Below are 20,808 nucleotides of genomic sequence, written 5' to 3'. Positions count from 1 at the left end.
ACCCCGGTAGATCCGGGGTGTTTTGCTTTGTGGAGGTCGACGTGGCGCCTGGTGGGCTGTTCTGGTGGATCGGGGCGGGTGTGCTTGTCGTGCTGGAGTTGATAAGCGGCACCTTTTATCTCTTGATGATCGCGTTCGGCTGCGTGGCGGCCGCGCTCGCGCATATCGCCGGCGCGGGGGCCGACCTGCAGTTCACGGTCGCGGCGGTGGTCGCGCTTGCGGCGGTCGTGTTGCTCAGGCGCTCGCGCTTTGGCCGCCGCAAGCGCGAACAGGCGTCGCGCAACCCGGACGTCAATCTGGATATCGGTCAGACGCTGAACGTGCCGGCATGGCACGAGCGCAGGGCGCGCGCCACCTATCGCGGCGCGGCGTGGGACGTCGAGCTGGCTCCAGGCGAACCTGAAGACGCACAGGTCTACGAGATCAGGGAACTGCGCGGCAGTTGCCTCATCGTCGTGGCGAGCCGGCCGCGGAAGACGGCCAACGCGACGGCGGTCTGAGCATCGGCGCGATGCTCGCCGCGCAGGCGCACCAACCTGCGCACAACTATTATTCGAACCAAGGACCGGAGGGTAGCCATATGGATTCAACCATCGTCGGGGCAGTGCTGTTGATCGTCGTGATCGTGCTGGCGTCGCAGACCATCAAGATCGTGCCGCAGCAGCATGCATGGGTGCTCGAGCGCCTCGGCCGTTATCACGCCACGTTGACGCCGGGCCTGAGCTTCGCGTTCCCGTTCGTCGACCGGATCGCGTACAAGCACGTGCTCAAGGAGATTCCGCTCGAAGTGCCGAGCCAGGTCTGTATCACGCGCGACAACACCCAGTTGCAGGTCGACGGTGTGCTGTATTTTCAGGTCACCGATCCGATGAAGGCGTCGTACGGATCGAGCAATTTCGTGTTCGCGATCACACAGCTCTCGCAGACCACGCTGCGCTCGGTCATCGGCAAGCTCGAACTCGACAAGACGTTCGAAGAGCGCGATTTCATCAACCACAGCATCGTGTCTTCGCTCGACGAAGCGGCGGCGAACTGGGGCGTCAAGGTGCTGCGCTACGAGATCAAGGACCTGACGCCGCCGAAGGAAATCCTCCACGCGATGCAGGCGCAGATCACCGCCGAGCGCGAAAAGCGCGCGCTGATCGCGGCGTCGGAAGGACGCAAGCAGGAGCAGATCAATATCGCGTCCGGCGGCCGCGAAGCGGCGATCCAGAAGTCCGAAGGCGAGCGGCAGGCGGCGATCAACCAGGCGCAGGGTCAGGCAGCGGCGATTCTCGCCGTGGCCGAGGCCAACGCGCAGGCGATCCAGAAAATCGCGGCGGCGATCCAGTCGAACGGCGGAATGGAAGCGGTGAATCTGAAGGTGGCCGAGCAGTACGTGAACGCGTTCGCGAATCTGGCGAAGCAGGGCACGACGCTGATCGTGCCGGGCGACATGTCGAACATGAGTTCGATGATCGCGTCCGCGCTGGCGATCGTGAACAAGGGCAAGGCGGGAACCGCGGCGGGCTGAACGGGCTAAGCGGGTTTGCGCTGTTGCGTGACCAAACAAAGCCCCCGGTTCACGAGCGCATCAGTCGCGCCTTTTCGCGCTCCCAGTCGCGTTTTTTCTCAGTCTCGCGCTTGTCGTGCAGCTTCTTGCCCTTGGCAAGACCGATCTCGCATTTGACGCGGCCGTTCTTGTAGTGAAAATTGAGCGGCACGAGCGTATAGCCGCGTTGCTCGACCTTGCCGATCAGCTTGCTGATTTCTTCGCTGCGCAGGAGCAGCTTGCGTGTGCGCACCGGGTCGGGCTTGATGTGAGTCGATGCTTCGGGCAGCGGGCTGATGTGCGTGCCGATCAGGAACAGTTCGCCGTTGCGGATCACCACATAGCCTTCCTTGATCTGGCCGCGCCCCGCGCGCAATGCCTTGACCTCCCATCCTTCGAGCACGAGTCCTGCTTCGTAGCGTTCCTCGACCGAGTAGTCGAAGAAGGCTTTTCTGTTGTCGATAATGCTCATGAATGGAAAGTGCCCAACTCGTTTAAAATCACGATTTTAGCAAAGCGGGGCCAGGAAAGCCCGCGGCGCTTGTCCACCCTTGCCACGTGCTGTTCAATTTATGGCAGATGTCCAGAAAACCGTGTTGATTCGCCATTCGGCGGAACAGATGTTCGACCTCGTCACCGACGTCGCCGATTACCCCAATTTTCTGCCTTGGTGCGGGGGAGTCGAAATCCGCCGCCAGGACGAAACCGGCATGGAGGCGAAGATCGATATCAACTTCAAGGGCATCAAGCAGCATTTCGCCACACGTAACTCGATGGAGCGCCCCACGCGCATCGACATGGAATTCGCGGACGGCCCGTTTCGCAAGTTCACCGGTTTCTGGCGCTTCACGCCGCTGCGCGCCGATGCATGCAAGATCGAATTTGCACTGCACTACGAATTCACCAATATCCTGCTCGAGAAAATCATCGGGCCGGTGTTCAATCACATCGCCAATACGTTCGTCGAATCCTTCGTGAAGCGCGCCGATCAGCGCTACGGCAAAGCATGAGCGCGCGGCTGTCGGTTGAAGTCTGCTACGCGTCGGCCGATGCGCAGACGCTGATTCCACTCGAATTGCCCGAGGGCGCGACGCTGCAACAGGCGATCGACGCGAGCGGGATCCTGCAGCGCTTTCCGTCGATCGATCTCGCCACGCAGAAGGTGGGCGTGTTCGGCAAGCTCAAGCCGCTCGATACGGTGCTTACCGATCATGACCGCGTGGAGATTTACCGGCCGCTGCTTGTGGATCCGAAGGTGTCGCGCCAGCGCCGCGTCGAGAAGACGCGCAAGGCAGGGTCGATCGAAGGGCGCCGTTGGCTGAACAAGGATTCGCGTTAGGCGGGGGCGCTGCGGCCTGGCGCCGCACCCAGATCACGGCGCCGATACCTGCGCCTTATCCTCGACGCGCGCCGTTCCCGACGAATCGCCGTCCGAATGCCGGCGCACCGACCAGCAGACCCCCGCCACCAGCAGCAGGATCGCCGCCAGTTCGAGCGGACGCGGCAGACGCTGGTCGTAGATGAACGCATACAGCAGCGCGAACAGCGTTTCGAACACGATCATCTGGCCGGACAGCGTGAGCGGTAGCCGTTTCGCCGCGGCGTTCCACAGGCCGTTGCCAAGCCACGACGCGCCGATCGCGAGGACGAGATTGAGCAGCCAGAACGTTTGCCAGCGGGTGTCCGCGAGTTCGCCCTGCGGGCCGCCCGACGGCAGCACAGCGACCGCGAGCCACAGCGTCGCCCCGAGCGCGCCCGTCACGACACCCCACAGCACCGACCACTCGTTGCCGCTGAAATGCGTCTGACGCTGCAGATAGCGCGCGTTTTCGACCGCGAACCACGTCCAGCAGCCGAGCGCGCCGACCGCGCAGGCGACGCCGAGGAGCCGCGTCGCGACGCTGACCGGCGTAGCACCCGCCACCGTAAACACGTCGATATTGATGCAGACGATGCCGGCCATCACGATCGCGAGCGGCCAGGCGAGGCGCGCGAGCGGCACCGCGCCGTGATCGCGCCGGCCCATCAGCGTGACCGTGACCGGCAGCACGCCGACGATCAGCGATGCCGGCGCAATGCCGATCAGATGGACGGCCTCCGTCAGCAGCAGGTAGTAGATGATGTTGCCGGCGAGCGCGAGCTTCACGAGCGCGATCAGATCCTCGCGGCTCAGGCGTTTGGCGAGCGAGCGCGCCATCGGCAGCGCCGCGGCCAGCGAGACGACGCCGTACATCGTGTAGCGGCCGGCGACGAGCAGCAGCGGCGAAAAGTCGGGCAGCACGCGCGGCACCACAAACACCATGCCCCATAAGGCCCCGGCCATTACCCCATATGCCACACCGCGCTGCATCGACTGCCCCTGCAAAAAAACTGGAATGGTCGGCAGAATAGCCGTTTCGCGGGCGGCGCGTCTTGTTCGATCCTGCATTCGGCTGATTTTTGCGGGTTTTCGGGCTAGATCGGCACAACCGGCCCGATTGACCCGATCGACCCGATCCGGTCATCGCGGCGTGCCGCCAGCCGCCACGAAATTTCCGCAAATGCAGGGCCGGCGCTCTCTGCGCCCCGGTTGCACCGGTCGGCAGGGCGTTCAGGCAGGTGTGCAGGGCGCCGCCGCCTCCAATCCGCCGCTTTTCCGCGCTTTGCCTGTGAACGCGCAAACGAAACCCGATTGAACCCGACGCGAACAGGCAAGCGAAATCGCCGCATGCCGGAAGTGCAAAAAATCGTCCGAAATTCGCTAAGCTGCTGTTCGCGCAGTGAAAACCGGGGGGGTATCGCGTATAATTCGCTTTTGCGCCTATAGGATTTGCCATGCGTCTGATCCAAACAGCACTCACGTTCGATGACGTGCTTCTCGTCCCGGCCTTCTCCGACGTTCTGCCGCGCGACACCAGCCTCAAGACCCGGCTGACCCGCAACATTTCCCTGAATATGCCGCTTGTGTCCGCCGCCATGGACACGGTCACCGAAGCACGCCTTGCCATCGCAATGGCGCAAATGGGTGGCGTCGGCATCATCCACAAGAACCTCACGCCGGCCGAGCAGGCGCGTGAAGTCGCCAAGGTCAAGCGTTTCGAGTCGGGCGTGGTGCGTGATCCGATCACCGTGCCGCCGCAAATGAAGGTGCGCGACGTGATCGCGTTGTCGCGCCAGCATGGCATTTCGGGCTTCCCGGTCGTCGAAGGCGCGCAGCTGATCGGTATCGTCACGAACCGCGACCTGCGCTTCGAGGAGCGTCTGGACGAGCCGGTGCGCAACATCATGACGCCGCGCGAGCGCCTCGTCACCGTCAAGGAAGGCACGCCGCTCGCCGAAGCGAAGGCGCTCATGCACCACCATCGCCTCGAGCGCGTGCTCGTGATCAACGACGCGTTCGAGCTGCGCGGCCTGATGACCGTCAAGGACATCACGAAGCAGACCGAGCACCCGGACGCGTGCAAGGACGAACACGGCAAGCTGCGCGCGGGCGCCGCTGTCGGCGTCGGCGAGGACAACGAAGAGCGCGTCGAGCTGCTGGTGCAGGCCGGCGTCGACGTGATCGTCGTCGATACCGCGCACGGCCACAGCAAGGGCGTGCTCGAGCGCGTCAAGTGGGTCAAGCAGAACTTCCCGCACGTCGAGGTGATCGGCGGCAACATCGCCACGGCGGCGGCGGCGAAGGCGCTCGTCGAGTACGGCGCGGACGGCGTCAAGGTCGGTATCGGCCCGGGCTCGATCTGCACGACGCGGATCGTCGCCGGCGTGGGCGTGCCGCAGGTCACCGCGATCTCGAACGTGTCCGAGGCGCTCAAGGGCACCGGTGTGCCGGTCATCGCCGACGGTGGCGTGCGCTTCTCGGGCGACGTCAGCAAGGCGCTCGCAGCGGGTGCAAGCGCGGTGATGATGGGCAGCATGTTCGCCGGCACCGAAGAATCACCGGGCGAGGTGTTCCTGTACCAGGGCCGCCAGTTCAAGTCGTACCGCGGCATGGGCTCGGTCGGCGCGATGAAGGACGGCGCCGCGGACCGCTACTTCCAGGACAACTCGGCGAACATCGACAAGCTCGTGCCGGAAGGCATCGAAGGCCGCGTCGCCTACAAGGGCTCGGTCAACGCGATCCTGTTCCAGCTGATCGGTGGCGTGCGCGCGAGCATGGGCTACTGCGGCTGCCGCACGATCGCCGAAATGAACGAGAAGGCCGAGTTCGTGCAGATCACCGGCGCGGGCCTGCGCGAGTCGCACGTGCACGACGTGCAGATCACCAAGGAAGCCCCCAACTACCACGTGGACTAAACGCCCATGAAGCCACTGCTGCGCGTTGTACTGATCCTGGATGCGTTATTGCTGCTGGCGTTCGGCCTGCTGTTCCTGCTGACGCCGTGGGCTTCGCTGTACAACGCGCTGCAACTGGTGCAAACGGAGCCGGTGCTGATCGGCCAGGCGTTCGGCGTCGCGCTGATCGGGCTTGCGTGGCTCGCGGTGCATGCGTCGTTCGACGGGGCGATGACCTCGACGGTCGCGAAGGTCGTTGGACACGTGCATTGGCTGACCGGCGTGCTGATGCTGGTTTGGCTGCTGGGGATGCGCTCGCCGTCGCTCACGGGCTTCGGGCAGATCGTCGCGGTGCTGGCCGGTGCGGTGCTGGTGGTGATCGGGCTCGGCGGCGTGAGGCTGTCGGGCGCGGTGCGGCGGCGCGAGAAGGGGATTGTGGGCAAGTCCTCGTCGGGTAAAGCGGACAAAAGCGCTGACAGAAGCGCCGACAAGCGTGCCGATAAACGTGCCGATAAACAGGCCGCCAGGGACGCCGGGAACGAGGCCGAAAGGGAAGCCGCACGGCGGCGCGAACTCGAGCGCGAGCCGCGTGCCACCTCTGACTTCCCGGGCTATCGCGCCGAGCCGGTGCTCGAGCCCGTCATGCCGGCCACGCGGCCGGTCAATCCCGTTGCTGCCGCATCTGCTGCACCTGCCGCTGGCTCCGCAAGCGCTGTCAATCCCGGCTCGGCCGCGCCGCTTCGTTCGGCTGCGGGAGACGCCGCCCTGAGCGAGTCCGAACGTGCTGCGCGCGCTGCAGCGGCCGCACCGGGCGACACCCGCAACGACGCGCCCGGCACATCCCGGCCGCCGTTTCATGGCTGACGCGCCGCGCGCCACGCCGTTTGCCGAGGCTACCGGGTTCCGTTCGCGCGCATCGCAGGCTGCTGGCTGCTGTGTTGGCCGCGCCAAGGTGTTTTGCAGTGCTCGCTATCGTGGTGTTTCATGTTCGCGTCGCGGTCCTGCCGCTTTTGCGCGGACCACTTTGAACGCTTTGAATTCAACGCCGCGCCTCGTGCGCGGCATTCCGTATCCGCTCACTTCTGATTCCGTCCGCAGCCATGCATGACAAGATCCTGATTCTCGACTTCGGTTCGCAAGTCACCCAACTGATTGCACGTCGCGTTCGCGAAGCCAACGTGTATTCGGAAATCCACCCGTACGACGTCGACGCGTCGTTCATCCGCGACTTCGCGCCGAAGGGCGTGATCCTCTCCGGCGGCCCGAGCTCGGTCACCGATGAAGATACGCCGCGCGTGCCGCAAGCCGTGTTCGAACTCGGCGTGCCGGTGCTCGGCATCTGCTACGGCATGCAGGCAATGGCCCAGCAGCTCGGCGGCAAGGTCGAGATCGGCCATCTGCGCGAGTTCGGCTACGCCGAAGTGCGTGCGCGCAACCATACGAGCCTGCTCGAAGGCATCAGCGACTTCACGACGCCCGAAGGCCACGGCATGCTGAAGGTATGGATGAGCCACGGCGACAAGGTGCTCGACATGCCGCCGGGCTTCGCGTTGATGGCATCGACGGAATCGTGTCCGATCGCTGCGATGGCCGACGAACAGCGCCGCTTCTACGGCCTGCAGTGGCATCCGGAAGTCACGCACACCGTGCAGGGGCGCGCGATGCTCGAGCGCTTCGTGCTGCAGATCTGCGGCGCGAAGGCCGACTGGGAAATGGGCCACTACATCGACGAGGCCGTCGCGAAAATTCGTGAGCAGGTCGGCAACGAGCACGTCATTCTGGGGCTGTCGGGCGGCGTGGATTCGTCGGTGGCGGCGGCGCTGCTGCATCGCGCGATCGGCGATCAGCTGACCTGCGTGTTCGTCGACCACGGCCTGCTGCGCCTGAACGAAGCCGAGCAGGTGATGGCGCTCTTCGCCGATCACCTCGGCGTGAAGGTGATCCACGTCGACGCGAGCGAGGCGTTCCTCGGCAAGCTGGCCGGCGTGACCGATCCGGAAGCGAAGCGCAAGATCATCGGCGCGGAATTCGTCGAAGTGTTCCAGGCCGAAGCCGGCAAGCTGACCGACGCGAAGTGGCTCGCACAGGGCACGATCTATCCGGACGTGATCGAATCGGCAGGCAAGGGCAAGAAGGCCGCGCAAACCATCAAGAGCCACCACAACGTGGGCGGTCTGCCCGAGACGCTGAACCTGAAGCTGCTCGAGCCGCTGCGCGAACTGTTCAAGGACGAAGTGCGCGAACTCGGCGTGAAGCTCGGCCTGCCGCACTCGATGGTGTACCGCCATCCGTTCCCGGGCCCGGGCCTGGGTGTGCGGATTCTCGGCGAAGTGAAGCGCGATTTCGCGGATCTGCTGCGCCGCGCGGATGCGATTTTCATCGAGACGCTGCGCAATACCATCGACAAGGAGACCGGCAAGTCCTGGTACGATCTGACGAGCCAGGCGTTCGCGGTGTTCCTGCCGGTGAAGAGCGTCGGCGTGATGGGCGATGGGCGGACCTACGAGTACGTCGTTGCGCTGCGCGCGGTGCAGACGCTCGACTTCATGACCGCGCACTGGGCGCATCTGCCGCACGAGTTGCTGGGGCAGGTGTCGAACAGGATCATCAATGAAGTGCGGGGGATCAACCGGGTGGTGTATGACATCTCGGGGAAGCCGCCGGCGACGATTGAGTGGGAATGATTTGGACTGCTCCCAGGTCGTTCCGGGAGCTTCGGTTTTTCCTGTTTTTCCGTTTAAAAAACAGGAGGTCATTGTCCGATGTGGTCTGCTGTGATCCGGGCCTTGCCCGATACCGTCAAATCAGTCTGACGGTATCAGTTGACGGAATTTGGCCAACCGAAGTTGGAAGAGATCATCCTGGCAATGTGGGCTGAGGTAGATTCGACGCCGCAGTCTGGACAATTCCAACGGAGCGGATGAAGGGCGGTCGCCCCCCCAATGTCTATCCGTGTCAGCGCTGCTTAACGAACGAGGAACCCGTAAGTCAAAGGGTCTCGCTCGTCCACAATCCAGGTCGCGAAGCCACAAACATACGCGTTGCCCTCGATTTCCGGGATAACTGCCTTAATGTCGCCGATCGTCGTCTCGCTCAGCACGCGTCCCTTGAATACCGTGCCGATAATGGACTCGTTGACAAGTGTCTCGCCCATGCCCAGTTGGCCGCGTAAATAGAGTTGAGCGACGCGTCCTCCGGTACCGGAACCCGTCGGTGAGCGGTCCACTTCGCGGTCGGCGAAGACGCAGCAATTGGCCTGGGTAGAGCCGTCGTGCCGCGGTGCATTGGCAATGATCGTCCCGTAAATGTGGTTGATTTCCGGGATGTTCGGATGCTCGACCGGATACGCCTTGTTCGCAGCTTCCATCACCTCGGCGCCGAAGCGGATGAGGTCTTCGACCGATGACTCTCGAATTTCGAGGCCGTGAGGTTGTCCGTCGGCGTAGAAATAGAAAGCGCCTCCGAAAGCGATGTCGCCCTTCACCGTACCGAAGGACGGCGTCTCGACAGTCACATCTCTCTTCCAGATAAACGAGGGAACGTTCACGAAGCGAACGTTGCCGGCGTGTTCACCGTCCCATTGCACAAATGCTTCGATGAACCCGCATGGAGCGTCGATGCCGATGCGCGTCTCGGGAGTCTGGCGCTGAACCCAACCCAACTCGACCGCCGCGGTAGACAGCGCGATAACGCCGTGTCCGCAGTGGTCGCTATAACCCTCGTTATGAACGAAGATGATCCCGAAGTCGGCGTGAGGGCTAATCGGTTCGGTCAAATATCCGCCGTACATGTCGGCGTGACCGCGCGGCTCGAACATCAACGCCTTGCGAATCTCGTCGGCGTTTTCTTTCAGCCAGGCGCGTCGCTTTACGATGGTGTCGCCGGGAAGGCGAGGAAGCCCGCTCGTGACAAGACGAAATGCCTCTCCGCCGGTATGAACCTCTACGGTGGAAATCGTTCGAGTGATTTTCATGTCGTTCCGTGGTTAAGAATACGTCATCCGGTTCATGACTCTGCCACAGGCTCTCTTTGCATCTTCGACGGGAGAGCTTCCAGGCCGGTGCGAAACGAGTATTGACTGAATCGCGGTTGTGCAAAACGTAAAGAGCGTCTGGCTCGAACATCTTGCTGCCAGTGCAGCGGAACAACGGGCGCCAGGTGCTATTACTCGAACGGCATGCATCTGCCGGGGCTGTCGAATCAGTTGAGTGCCTGGCGGGCAACTCGGCAGGCTGCCAGGTCCCACGCCGCGCATCCGACGCTCTTGAAGAAAATCGGCGCATCGGCGCTCAACTGGCCTTGAATCGCTTGAGCCAAAGAACCTGCCCGGGTCCAGTCGAAGCGGGCCTGAATCAGGTCGCCTGCCTCGTGCTTTGCGCCCACCGGGTCGTCGACGACCACGAAGCTGTTGTCGACAACCTGCTTGCTGATTTCAGCAGCGTCTGGGGTGAATGCCCCCACGCCGATGACCAGGCGGCTAGCGCGCACAGCTTCATCGTAGACGGGCTTTTTGCTCGTCGTCACGGTGACGACGACGTCAACGGAATCGGGAATCTCACCTTGCAGCGCTTCGAGCCTGGGAGCAACGGCTTTTTGGCGCTCAACGAAGCTGCGCGTGTCGTCAGCTGAGATGCCCTTTGCCAGGAGGCGGGCGTCGGGAAAGAGCGTGGCGAAGGCTTCGACATGGTTGGACGCCTGCTTGCCAGTGCCGATGACCAGGATCTCCCTGGGCGAACCGTTTGTGAGCGTCATGGCGCCCAGTGCCGAGACGGCGGCAGTCCGCCGGCCAGTCACGGTCGGGCCGTCCAGAACGAACTTCATCTCGCCGGTGACAGCGTCGCACGCGATAACCTGACCATTGATAGTCGGCAGATTGCGCGTGATGTTGCCGGGGCAGACGTTCACGAGCTTATGGATGGCGATGTCTTCGGCGCTCGACGGCATGGAGAGCATCAGCCCGCCTTGCTGCAGTGGAATGGCGAGGCGCTCGGGACTCACGATGCGTCCAGCGCCGTACTCGACGATCGTCTCGCGCAAGATGTTCACGAGCGTCGTGTAATCGAGAAGCGAGGCGGTCGCTTGTGCATCGAAGGTGGTCCTGGAGGTGTTCATGCTGTTCCCACGGAAAAGTTGAAAATTCGCGATGGACACGGAGAGTGCGCGCTGAGATTTCGATGGACCAAATCTAAACCAATTGTGGTTTTTAATCAATCCAAATGCAACATTTTCAATAATTTTTGGTTGGATGGATGACCGCCTATTCGTAGGGAAGACCCTGAATGCACTCGGAGCGGCAATGTGGTCGAGAATTGTCATGAAAGTGGTATATTTGAAACCACCCAAATCACCTGGCTTTCATCATGGCATCCGCCTTACTCGAGTTGCCTCGCAACTTCCGTCCGCTTCAGATTTACGAACAGGTCTCGGAGAAAATCCGCGCGGAGATTCGCTCTGGACGGTTCATGCCCGATGCGCGTCTGCCCTCGGAGCGGGAGCTGGCGTCGCTTTTCGGCGTAGGCCGTCCCGCGGTGCGTGAGGCCATCGGCGCCCTGCAAAACGAGGGCCTCGTCGTGACGCGGAGAAATTCCGGCACCTACGTCGCGACCAACGCGCCTGATGTGCTCTCCAGAGGCGCCGGGACGACGAAGGAAAACGTCGATGGAGAAATTCAGCCCGACTACAGTCCGTCTGCCACGCTCGATGTCCGCCTGATTCTTGAACCCGCGATAGCCCGGCGAGCAGCGGCCCTCAAAAAGCGCGACAAGTTGGCTGAGCACTATCTCGCGCAAATGGAAACGCTGACGGACGTTTCCGACCCTGAACAGCGCGCGCTCTGGAACAACAGTGACCGCCTTTTTCATCGCCAGCTTGCGCAAATGACGGGTGATGCACTGCTCGCGAAACTGGCGGGCGAGATTGCTGAAACGATGGACCAGTCGCTTTGGAAGCGGATCAAGGACGACGGCATCTTCGACCCGCAGCGTATTCGCCTCTATGTCGCGGAGCATCGGCTCATCTACGAAGCGATCGTGACGGGCGATGCGGACGCAGCAGCCTTCTATGTCGAGCAGCATATCCAGCGTGTGAAGCGGGACATCACCCCCGCCTGACCCCGGACGGCTCGGGGGCCGAGCCGTCCGACTGGAGCGAAGAGGGCTATTTGAGGGTTATTTGACCGCAACCATTTGACCGTCCTTGTAAGTGAACACGGTCGTTGGCGCGTTCTTCAGGTCGCCCGTTTTGTCGAACGCGTAGGTCGCGGCGACCCCCTTGAAACTTGCGTTGCGCAGCGCCAGGACGAGCTTGGCCGGGTCAGTCGTCTGTGCCTGCGAAATGACGTTTGCCAGCAGCAGCATGCCGTCGTAGTACGTGATGCCGTAGGCTTGCGGCTCGGTATTGAACTTCGCCTTGTAGCGCGCGATGTAGTCGCGGCCTTCCGGCGTGCCGTCCAGACCCGTACCACTCATCGAGCAGTAGACGTTGGTTGCCGCTGCACCCGCAACCTTTGCCATGTCGTCCGCGCAGATGCCGTCGCCGCCGAGCAGCTTGGCGCGCACGCCGCGAGCGACCATCTGTTTTGCCATCGGGGCGCCTTGCGGGACGTAGCCACCGAAGAAGATAACGTCGGGGTTCTTGCCCTTAATCGTCGTCAGAATGCCGAGGAAGTCGCTCGCCTGCGAATTCGTGAATTCGCGGTCGACCACCTGCAGTCCGAGCGACTTCGCTTTCTCGATGAACTGGTCTGCCAGGCCCTGACCGTACGCGGTGCGATCGTCGATGACGGCAGCGGTCTTTGCGTGCAGCTTTTCGACGGCGAACGTTGCCATCGACGAGCCAAGTACGGAGTCGCTTGCACCCGTGCGGAAGATGTTGTCGTACCCCAGCCTGGTGAGCTGCGGGTTCGATGCAACCGTCAGCATCGGGATTTTGGCCGCACTCGTCAGGCGCGACACAGGAATCGCAACCCCCGAGTTCTGCGGGCCGAGGAAAGCGGTCGGCTGCTGGTCGATGATGCGTTGCGCGACCTGAACACCGGTCTTCGGGTCAGCCTGGTCGTCTTCCGACAGCATCTGGAACTTCACTGCCTGGCCGTTCACCTTGATCGGCTTCTGGTTGAGCTGGTCGATAGCCAGACGAAGGCCGTTTTCGTCGTCCTTGCCGCTCACCGCCTGCGGACCGGTCAGCGGACCCGAAATTGCGATTTTTACGATCTGGTCGGCGTGCGCCGCCATTGAGAGACCGCCCAGTGCGAACGTAGCAATTGCAGCTTTGAGCTTCATGATGTTTCCTTGTCTAACGCCCGCACTCCCGCGAGCCCTGTTGGTCAACAAAAACCTCGATTTCTTGCCATTGCGAAGTACGGGTAACAGCTGACGGCACACAACTCGTATTGCACTACTAATTAAATAATCTGATTGGCCCGTTCTTTCAAACCAATCGCTCAACCTCTCTAGTCTGTGAGAAAGACCCTTGCGCCGTTGATTCCTTCACCGGCTTCAATGCGAATCTTCCCTCTCGAGGAAACGACCTGGTCGAAGGCAGACGGCGGCAGGCAAACGACCGGGACCGCGAGGTTGTATAGCTCGACGGCAACGATCGCGCCAATCGAAATGATGAGGTCACGCTCCCTCAGGACGATGCCCGACGGGCCGGTACCATTGCGAATCGCTTCGGCAAGCACGCTGCTGCTGGAGCTGGAACCCTTGGCGTGAGCCATGACCATGATTTTCCCCGCCAGCGTCTCGCCGATCTGCGGGTGCGTGCGGTCAATGATTTTGCCCGCGTTCGAGTCGTATCCACCCCAAAAGCTCAAAGGCTTTTCAAGCAGAATTTTCTCGGCGTTCGCCGTGCCGGACACCAGAACATCGCCGATCAGGGGCCCGCCCGTATTCGCCGCTTCAGCGGTGTCCAGAGCGGAAACTTCGGAACTCTTAGCCATTGAAACGCACCTTCCCTTCGAAAGCCGACTGCACGCACTCGCTCATACTTCCGTACGCAACACTCACGCCGATGTTTGCCGGAGCGTACGATGCCCATTTGCCTGAATTGGTCATGACCAGTCCGGTCAGCTTCTTCATGACTGGTGTGATGTACGTGCACGTATCGACGACGATCTGGATGCCTCGTTCCTCGAATTCGCGGGCGAGGCCAATTTCCTCGAGTTCCCAGAGGATGAACCGGCTGGTGTTCACGTAGAAGTCGGACCTGGGCTTGCCCTCAAAGGCGTCGAGCAGGCTAGCCAGCCGGCGAAATTCCGCGAGAGAGAAGTGGGGCGTACCAAGCGAAACAGCGACGAGTTCATCGCCCTCGCGACCGTTATTGAGCGTGCTGCGGATTTCATTGAGGTCCGCAAGGGAGACCTCGACCTTCTTCAGCGGCGCCTGGTTCTGCAAGGCAGTTTCGAGCGTAGGCGCCTCAGGCGTTACGCCGACCGCGTGAAACAGCGCGACTGCGCCGCTCGATGCGGCAGCCGCGCCAAGCGCCTTGAGCTCGTCTTCGGTGGTGTCGGGCGGCAATCCAACGATAACCGGCACAATTGCACCCGCTACTTTGCCGACGAGGAGACCCAGCGCGGCGAAATAGATGTCGCGGGAGGCCATGCGCGAGAAGTCCGCAACGTCGAAGACAATCTGTCCTGCGCGATTTTCTTCGACGTGCAAGCCAGCATACGGTGCACGGCCGGTAATAGCCGCGGCGAGGTCGAGAAAATCGCCGTAACGGCTGGTCCTCGCGCCAAGCACCGAATTGGCAAAGACGATTGCATTCGACTCGGCCCAGGCGATCTGCTCACCTTTCGCGGGTCGGTTCTTCAACTGATAGGGTGCGCATGTGAAGCTCGACTCGCAGCCGAGCAGCAGGTGTGCGTCCATCAGCCTTTGCGCGTCTCGCTGAATCGAGCGATCGCCGTGATAAAGCTCGGGATGAATCAAATCCAACGAACCAACGTTCAACGTGGTCGGGACCGCGACCCTGGCGCCAGCGGCGACGAAGAGTTCGACGAAATCGAGGCTTGTTTGCCCGTGGTAAAGGCAACCATCAATGTGGGCAGAGGTAATGTCGATGAGACTCGGCGCGGACATCACGTCAGCAGTCCGCGTGACGATGCGCATCGCACGCGCTGGTCCTTCACCAAATTCGCCATTCAACATCGCTTTGTCGCGTTCGCTCAACTGCAACATCCGGGGCTCCTCATAAGCTACGGGCATGGCCGCCGATAACATTAGGCTGAAATGTACAACTGGAAATAATTTGTGTCCATACTGGTTTTTATCTAGCCCAATTTTCGCGGATTGTCTGCGGTTTTACCAGCCAGTTCGTGCCATGGACTTGTATATTTGGCTCAATTTTGCACCAAAAATAAAAACGGTGAACCAATTCCCAAGATTTTGCACAACATCGGTGCATTTCGCGAGGCGTTGGTCGCATTTCGTCCAAAAAAACCGCCCCGCGCAGCACGGTTGCGTGGCAATGTAGCTTTGCTGCGCTATATTGCGCCTCTTGCTGGCTGCTTTTGAACCAGTTTTCGCTTGATTGGCAAGTCCCCCGAACCACCGCACGAACCGCTCGACCAGTAGATACTCCGCCATGGAAAGATTCGCGTTAGCTCCTGACCAACTCACGGAATTTGCACGGTGCATCAAGGACGGGGGCGTCGTCGCCTATCCGACGGAAGCAATGTTTGGCCTGGGATGCGACCCGGCAAATCAAAGCGCGGTCGCCCGACTGTGCGCGCTCAAGGAGCGCAGTCTCGAGCAGGGAGTCATCCTTGCCTGCGGCACGTTTGAGCAGACACTTCCTTACGTCCGCTGGGACCTCGTTCCGCAGGGCCGGCTGGCTGCAATCCATCGCTCATGGCCCGGGCCCGTAACGTGGGTTCTGCCGGCAAGTGACCTCGTCCCTGCGTGGATTCGCGGGCGGCACGCCGGCGTAGCGGTGCGCGTAAGCGCCCATACGCCGATTGTCGCCCTCTGCGGCGTCCTTGGCGGGCCGGTGGTTTCAACAAGCGCGAATTTGCACGGTCACGCACCCGCCCGCTCCGTGGAGGCGGTCGAGGGCTACTTCGCCCATCAACTCGACGCATTGCTCGACGCGCCGATTGGCGAGCTGGGCACAGCTACGAAGATCTTCGACGCAATGACGGGCCAGGCATTGCGTGGCTGACTGGCTGGTCGAACCGCGCAACTGGTTGTCCGGCGGTCACCTGCTTAGGTGTTTGCCCTGATTTGTGGTCTTAAAGTAATCCAATTTTACGAAAATGCTTGCTTGGTACATTTTCGCGGTCTACGATTCGACCACAATGGCGCGTAAGAGCGAAGCTTTGCTTCGGCAGTGGTTCAAACGGCATCCATTCAGCGAGCACCCTGGGACGGGCGCGATAAACATCAGTCCCAGAGGATGTCAGCACCAGAAAATCTGGCGCCTCAATAACTTTGACCTTAGTAGTCCTATTCATGGATGCATGTCCATGTGGGAGCGACGTAGTGAACACATCTAAAGTGACCGCTGGCCCGGCGATGGCCACCGGCGCGGCCGACAAGGGCAAAGCCGTTGCCGCGACTGTAATCGGCACCGCGCTGGAAGTCTTTGACTTCTCGAGCTATAGCTTCTTCTCGGTGACGATTGGGAAGCTGTTTTTCCCAACCCAGGACCCGGTTATCTCATTGCTACTGGCTGCGCTTACTTTCGGCGTTGGCTTTTTCATCCGCCCGCTCGGCGGCATTATCCTGGGCGTTTATGGCGACCGCGTGGGCCGCAAGCAGGCCCTGTCTCTCTCGATCATGCTGATGGCGCTCGGAATCGCCATCGTCGCATTTGCTCCGACCTACCAGCAGATTGGCGTGGGTGCGACTATCCTGCTAGTGATCGGACGCCTGATTCAGGGCTTCGCACATGGCGGTGAAATGGGTTCCGCCGCTACGTTTCTGTCCGAATACGCTCCGCCCGGATCTCGGGGTCTGTACGCGAGTTATATTCAATCGAGTATCGGATTCGCCGTGCTGGCCGGGGCAGGCGTCGGCGTCTTCATCTCTTCGGAACTGAGCCCGGACGCGCTGGAATCCTGGGGGTGGCGTATTCCGTTTGCGCTCGGCCTTCTGATTGCGCCAGTCGGCTGGTTCATTCGTCGCGGGCTGGACGAAACCCCGACCTTCAAACACGCAGAGAAGTCCGATACGCCGCTTCGCGAGGTGATTCGTGTGTACCCGCGACAGACGTTTTCGACTATTTCGCTCGTCATTCTGTGGACCGTATGCACCTATGTGCTGCTGTATTACATGCCGACGTTTGTCGTGAAGTCGCTCGGCTTGCCGCAGGAACTCGGCTTTCGCGCTGGACTGATTGGCGGCGCGGTCATTCTGGTGGCATCGCCTGTATTCGGGTGGCTGTCGGACCGAATCGGCCGCCGGTTCATTGTCGCGATTTCGGCGCTGCTCATCGGCGTACTCGCGTTCCCGATGTTCGCTTACATCGTGCGTAGCCCGTCACTGACCTCGCTGGTGCTCTTTCAGCTTGTCTTCGGCGTGCTTATCTCGGCATACACGGCGCCGATTCTCGCTGTCTTCGCCGAGATGTTTCCGAGTCGTGTGCGCTCCACGGGACTCTCGCTTGCCTACAATATCGCCGTGACCATCTTCGGCGGCTTCGCGACATTCGTCATCACGCTGCTCATCGCGTGGTCCGGAAGCAAGTTGGCGCCCGCGGCATATGTTGCGTTCGCAGCGGTGCTCAGCTTTCTCGGTGCTGTTGTCTATCCGAAGCCGGTAGACGACTTTTAAACAGCAGCCGCGTGGATACCCGGTTGCGACAGATACTCGCCGCGTGAAATCGTCGACGCGGGGCTATCCGGCTTAGACGGTTTTTGCATTCCTGGAAGAGGGAACGATGCTGACACTTTTTAAGGGCGCGCGCATTGTCGACGCCAATCACAACGAAGACGACCAGCCGTACGACGTTCTGGTTGAGGATGGCGTTGTCCGGGAGGTCGCGACACGCATTGAGCTTCGCTCGGCGGCTAACGTTTTCGACGTCAAGGGCAAGACGCTGATGCCCGGGCTGATTGATTGCCATGTTCATGTCCTCGCGAGCATGGCCAATCTGGGAACGAATGCGAAGCTGCCAAATGCGTTCGCGTTATTCCGCGCCGTACCGATTCTTCGAGGGATGCTGGAACGCGGCTTCACGAGCGTGCGCGATGCAGGCGGAGCGGACTACGCACTTGCGCAAGCCGTGGAGACCGGGCTAACACCGGGGCCGCGTCTCTTCACGTCGGGAAAGGCGCTTTCTCAGACTGGCGGTCACGCGGACTTTCGCGTCAGGCTCGACCATAGCCCCGACAACTGTCCCTGCTCGCAGTACTACGGCGCCATTGGACGCATCGTCGATGGCGTCGACGATATTCGCCGCGCGATTCGGCAGGAAATCCGTCAAGGTGCAACGCAAATCAAAATCATGGCGTCCGGTGGCGTCTCATCTCCGACGGACCCGATCGGCAACCTGCAGTTCTCCGAGGACGAAATCCGCGCCGCCGTTGCCGAGGCGCGCCAGCATCAGACGTACGTCATGGCGCACGCCTATACGGCACAGGCAATCAAGCGTGCCGTCGAGCTCGGTGTTCGCACGATCGAGCATGGCAATCTCGTCGACGACGAAGCTGCCGGCGTGATGGCTGAGCGAGGCGCTTTCGTTGTGCCGACGCTAATTACCTACGAAGCCTGCAGAACCGATGGCGCGGAGGCCGGCTTCCCGCCGGATTCGCTTGTGAAGAACGCAGCTGTGCTGCAGAAAGGCCTGGACTCGCTGGAAATCTACAAGCGCCACGCGGTCAAGATGGCATACGGTTCCGACCTGCTCGGTACCATGCACCAGCGCCAGAGCGAAGAACTCATTCTTCGTACACGCGCGTTTTCCAACTACGAGGTCATCTGTCAGGCAACGTCCGTGGCAGCGGAGGTTTTGAACAGGACGGGGGAACTGGGCGTCGTTGCGCCAGGAGCGACCGCGGACTTGCTGGTGGTTGATGGCAACCCGTTGGAAAGCATCGAGCTTCTCGGTGAGCAAGGCCGCCATCTGGACGTCATCATGAAACAAGGCGAGTTCTTCAAGAATCGTCTTGCCACGTAGTACTCAATGGTTTGTATAGTTGAATTCGGCTGAAAATTCCTGCTGGGCAACCTTGGCTATCGCAACAGCACCAGCTGCGGCACTGCGTCCACACCGCACCAGACGATTGCGTTCTGCTCGTACTGCTTTCCAAGTCGTTTTGCAGCTTCGAGTGAAATTCCGAGGACCAGAAAGCTGGGTTCAGCCCAGTCGCTTGCCGGGTGACGACCGACTCCGTTGACGAAGCGCAGACCTCGTGTGGTCAACTCGTCGATCAGCTTCTTCTGTAGTCCAGCGTTGGTTTCGTCGTCGCACTTCCGGCTGTATGGATTCCATGCGGTAATAAAGACACTCGACTCGACACCCATGGCTTTGTGCAGGGTAGAGAGGGCGTCGTTCTTCTGGTCGACCTGCAACGTGATCGGCATGTCGCCTTCGACACAGTAGTTTGTTTCACGATAGGCCTTGATCGTAGCCGGATCGATGTTCGAGTGCGCGGTCATGATGTGTGGTGTGAAAAGATCAGGGCGCGAGGCGCAACCGCGCCGGCCATGCCGGCGCGCGACATCGTTCTGCAGGTCGACCTTTCCTGCAGATACGATTGTCGAGACCCCGCTGCATCATCCGGCGCTCTGCGCGGCGTTCGCGCTGCGCTGCCTGAAATGGCCCGGCTTCAGCGCAACGACGGCCACGAGACCGAGCGCGACGCCGATCATCACATAGAGCACCGGCGCCAGCGGCGAGCCCGTGAGTGCGATGAGCCAGGTCACGAAAGTCTGCGCAAAGCCGCCGAAGATCAGGACAACGACATTATTGACCACGGCGAGCGACGTCGCGCGCGAACGCTTGGGGAACATCTCGGCAAGCGTCGTGCAATAAACGCCAAGGAAGGTGGCGCTCAGCACGCCGATCACGATCTGCGTGACGAGGAGCCGGGGGACGGACGGCGCGGCTACGACCCACGCATAAAGCGGATAGATCGCAACCAGGTAGGCGCCCAGCGAGACGATCAGCATTGTCTTGCGGTCGTGACGATCCGATAGCGCCCCCGCGATCGGCGTGACGATCAGCATGACGATGGCCGCGATCATTTGCACCATGAAGCTTTCCGCTACGGGGAGCTTGAGAACCTGCTTCGCGTAAGTGACGGTGTAGCCGAACGTGACGTAGAACGAAACGGTGCTCGCCACCACCATGCCCATGCCGATCAGATAGTCGGACAGTCCGCGCTTGACGGTGGCCGCTTCCGCCGCGAGGGTTAGCGGCGTTGCGTGGATGCGCGCATAGGTTTCGCTCGCGTGGCGGCGCAGATAAATGGTCAGCGGCGCGATGAGCAGGCCTACCGCGAACGGGATGCGCCATGCGCCCGCGAGCTGCTGCTCGGGCGTGAACGCCTGCGTGACCACCATACCGAGCGCGGCGCCGAGCATCGTCGACATGAGTTGCCCGCTCATCTGCCACGATCCGTAGAAGCCGGAGCGATTCGGCGGGGCCAGTTCGATCAGGAACGCGGTCGACGTGCCGAACTCGCCGCCTATCGAGAAACCTTGCAGCAGCCGGGCCATGAGCATCAGGAGTGGCGCGGCGAGACCGGCCGTGGCATAGGTCGGCGAGAAGGTCATGATCGCGGCGGCCAGCGCCATGATGCCCATGCCGAGCGTCATAGCCGCCTTGCGGCCATAGGTGTCGCCGTAGAGGCCGAGCAGCACGCCGCCCACGGGCCGCATGAAGAACCCCGCGCCGAACAGGGCCGTGGTCAGCAGGATCGCATTCAGATCCGCGCCCGTGGCGCCCTGCGCGGCCGGAAAGAACAGCTTGCTGATGATCGGCGTCATCGCTGCGAAGATCGTGAAATCGAACCACTCCATCGCATTGGCCAGCACGGCGGCCACGATGACAGGTTTGATGCCAGCTTGAGTGCCCAT

20 protein-coding genes are annotated in these 20,808 nt (G+C 61.4%); 11 read left to right on the top strand and 9 right to left on the bottom strand.

The genetic code is table 11. The features are described from left to right. The first annotated feature begins 41 nt into the window (after positions 1–41). Positions 42–500, top strand: a complete 459-nt coding sequence (locus B9Z01_RS00940; protein WP_085480392.1) for an NfeD family protein — start codon at positions 42–44, stop codon at positions 498–500. Positions 501–580: 80 nt separating this feature from the next. Further along, on the top strand, positions 581–1,513 hold the full coding sequence (locus B9Z01_RS00935) for an SPFH domain-containing protein (RefSeq protein ID WP_085481135.1): 933 nt from the start codon (positions 581–583) through the stop codon (positions 1,511–1,513). A gap of 49 nt (positions 1,514–1,562) precedes the next feature. Here the strand turns inward: B9Z01_RS00935 and smpB are convergent, their stop codons facing one another. Beyond that, the gene (smpB, locus tag B9Z01_RS00930; RefSeq protein WP_085480391.1) at positions 1,563–2,003 is read right to left on the bottom strand and encodes an SsrA-binding protein SmpB; all 441 of its coding nucleotides are present in this window, start codon (positions 2,001–2,003) and stop codon (positions 1,563–1,565) included. A gap of 100 nt (positions 2,004–2,103) precedes the next feature. Between smpB and B9Z01_RS00925 the strand changes: the two genes are divergently transcribed. Continuing rightward, positions 2,104–2,541: a type II toxin-antitoxin system RatA family toxin gene (locus B9Z01_RS00925; protein WP_075301055.1), complete on the top strand. Its 438-nt coding sequence runs from the start codon at positions 2,104–2,106 to the stop codon at positions 2,539–2,541. Next, entirely contained in the window at positions 2,538–2,870 is a 333-nt protein-coding gene (locus B9Z01_RS00920) for an RnfH family protein (protein WP_085480390.1), read from the top strand. The genes B9Z01_RS00925 and B9Z01_RS00920 overlap by 4 nt, the downstream gene beginning before the upstream one ends. A gap of 33 nt (positions 2,871–2,903) precedes the next feature. Here the strand turns inward: B9Z01_RS00920 and B9Z01_RS00915 are convergent, their stop codons facing one another. Continuing rightward, positions 2,904–3,881: a DMT family transporter gene (locus B9Z01_RS00915; RefSeq protein ID WP_085480389.1), complete on the bottom strand. Its 978-nt coding sequence runs from the start codon at positions 3,879–3,881 to the stop codon at positions 2,904–2,906. 464 nt (positions 3,882–4,345) lie between these two features. Between B9Z01_RS00915 and guaB the strand changes: the two genes are divergently transcribed. The 3 genes from guaB (at position 4,346) to guaA (ending at position 8,469) form a co-directional block, all read left to right on the top strand. After that, positions 4,346–5,806, top strand: a complete 1,461-nt coding sequence (gene guaB, locus B9Z01_RS00910) for an IMP dehydrogenase (RefSeq protein ID WP_085480388.1) — start codon at positions 4,346–4,348, stop codon at positions 5,804–5,806. Positions 5,807–5,812: 6 nt separating this feature from the next. Further along, the gene (locus B9Z01_RS00905; RefSeq protein ID WP_085480387.1) at positions 5,813–6,649 is read left to right on the top strand and encodes a hypothetical protein; all 837 of its coding nucleotides are present in this window, start codon (positions 5,813–5,815) and stop codon (positions 6,647–6,649) included. 236 nt (positions 6,650–6,885) lie between these two features. After that, positions 6,886–8,469, top strand: a complete 1,584-nt coding sequence (gene guaA / locus B9Z01_RS00900) for a glutamine-hydrolyzing GMP synthase (protein WP_085480386.1) — start codon at positions 6,886–6,888, stop codon at positions 8,467–8,469. Between the two features lie 281 nt (positions 8,470–8,750). On the opposite strand, the gene lhpH is transcribed toward guaA, so the two are convergent. Further along, positions 8,751–9,758 carry a trans-3-hydroxy-L-proline dehydratase gene (gene lhpH, locus B9Z01_RS00895; protein ID WP_085480385.1) on the bottom strand — a complete coding sequence of 336 codons (1,008 nt, stop codon included), beginning with the start codon at positions 9,756–9,758 and terminating at the stop codon, positions 8,751–8,753. Positions 9,759–9,985: 227 nt separating this feature from the next. After that, positions 9,986–10,897 carry a bifunctional Delta(1)-pyrroline-2-carboxylate/Delta(1)-piperideine-2-carboxylate reductase gene (gene lhpI / locus B9Z01_RS00890; protein WP_085480384.1) on the bottom strand — a complete coding sequence of 304 codons (912 nt, stop codon included), beginning with the start codon at positions 10,895–10,897 and terminating at the stop codon, positions 9,986–9,988. 248 nt (positions 10,898–11,145) lie between these two features. Here lhpI and B9Z01_RS00885 point away from each other — a divergent pair, with 248 nt between their 5' ends. After that, complete coding sequence (locus B9Z01_RS00885) at positions 11,146–11,895, top strand: FadR/GntR family transcriptional regulator (protein ID WP_085480383.1); 750 nt, start codon at positions 11,146–11,148, stop codon at positions 11,893–11,895. Between the two features lie 57 nt (positions 11,896–11,952). Here B9Z01_RS00885 and B9Z01_RS00880 read toward each other — a convergent pair whose 3' ends face one another. The 3 genes from B9Z01_RS00880 to B9Z01_RS00870 all read right to left on the bottom strand — a co-directional run bounded on the left by B9Z01_RS00880 (position 11,953) and on the right by B9Z01_RS00870 (position 14,964). After that, positions 11,953–13,065 (bottom strand): branched-chain amino acid ABC transporter substrate-binding protein, encoded by a 1,113-nt coding sequence (locus B9Z01_RS00880; protein WP_085480382.1) that lies wholly within the window; start codon positions 13,063–13,065, stop codon positions 11,953–11,955. A 170-nt stretch (positions 13,066–13,235) separates the two neighbouring features. Then, complete coding sequence (locus B9Z01_RS00875) at positions 13,236–13,724, bottom strand: aconitase X swivel domain-containing protein (protein WP_085480381.1); 489 nt, start codon at positions 13,722–13,724, stop codon at positions 13,236–13,238. Then, positions 13,717–14,964, bottom strand: coding sequence for an aconitase X (locus tag B9Z01_RS00870; protein ID WP_085480380.1), 1,248 nt, complete (start codon positions 14,962–14,964; stop codon positions 13,717–13,719). Before B9Z01_RS00870 ends, B9Z01_RS00875 begins: the two co-directional genes overlap by 8 nt. A 406-nt stretch (positions 14,965–15,370) precedes the next feature. On the opposite strand from B9Z01_RS00870, the gene tsaC reads away from it, so the two are divergent. The 3 genes from tsaC (at position 15,371) to B9Z01_RS00850 (ending at position 18,904) form a co-directional block, all read left to right on the top strand. Then, positions 15,371–15,946 (top strand): L-threonylcarbamoyladenylate synthase type 1 TsaC, encoded by a 576-nt coding sequence (gene tsaC / locus B9Z01_RS00860; protein WP_085480378.1) that lies wholly within the window; start codon positions 15,371–15,373, stop codon positions 15,944–15,946. Between the two features lie 320 nt (positions 15,947–16,266). Continuing rightward, on the top strand, positions 16,267–17,559 hold the full coding sequence (locus B9Z01_RS00855) for an MFS transporter (protein WP_420814638.1): 1,293 nt from the start codon (positions 16,267–16,269) through the stop codon (positions 17,557–17,559). A gap of 106 nt (positions 17,560–17,665) precedes the next feature. Continuing rightward, a complete protein-coding gene (locus tag B9Z01_RS00850) occupies positions 17,666–18,904 on the top strand; it encodes a metal-dependent hydrolase family protein (protein WP_085480376.1) in 1,239 nt (412 codons plus the stop codon). Positions 18,905–18,960: 56 nt separating this feature from the next. Here B9Z01_RS00850 and B9Z01_RS00845 read toward each other — a convergent pair whose 3' ends face one another. Continuing rightward, complete coding sequence (locus B9Z01_RS00845) at positions 18,961–19,386, bottom strand: DUF3293 domain-containing protein (protein ID WP_085480375.1); 426 nt, start codon at positions 19,384–19,386, stop codon at positions 18,961–18,963. Between the two features lie 117 nt (positions 19,387–19,503). Next, complete coding sequence (locus B9Z01_RS00840) at positions 19,504–20,808, bottom strand: MFS transporter (RefSeq protein WP_085480374.1); 1,305 nt, start codon at positions 20,806–20,808, stop codon at positions 19,504–19,506.

Origin of the sequence: Paraburkholderia susongensis, from assembly GCF_900177725.1 — a bacterium.
Lineage (GTDB): Bacteria > Pseudomonadota > Gammaproteobacteria > Burkholderiales > Burkholderiaceae > Paraburkholderia > Paraburkholderia susongensis.
This window is presented reverse-complemented; position numbering and strand designations above follow the sequence as displayed.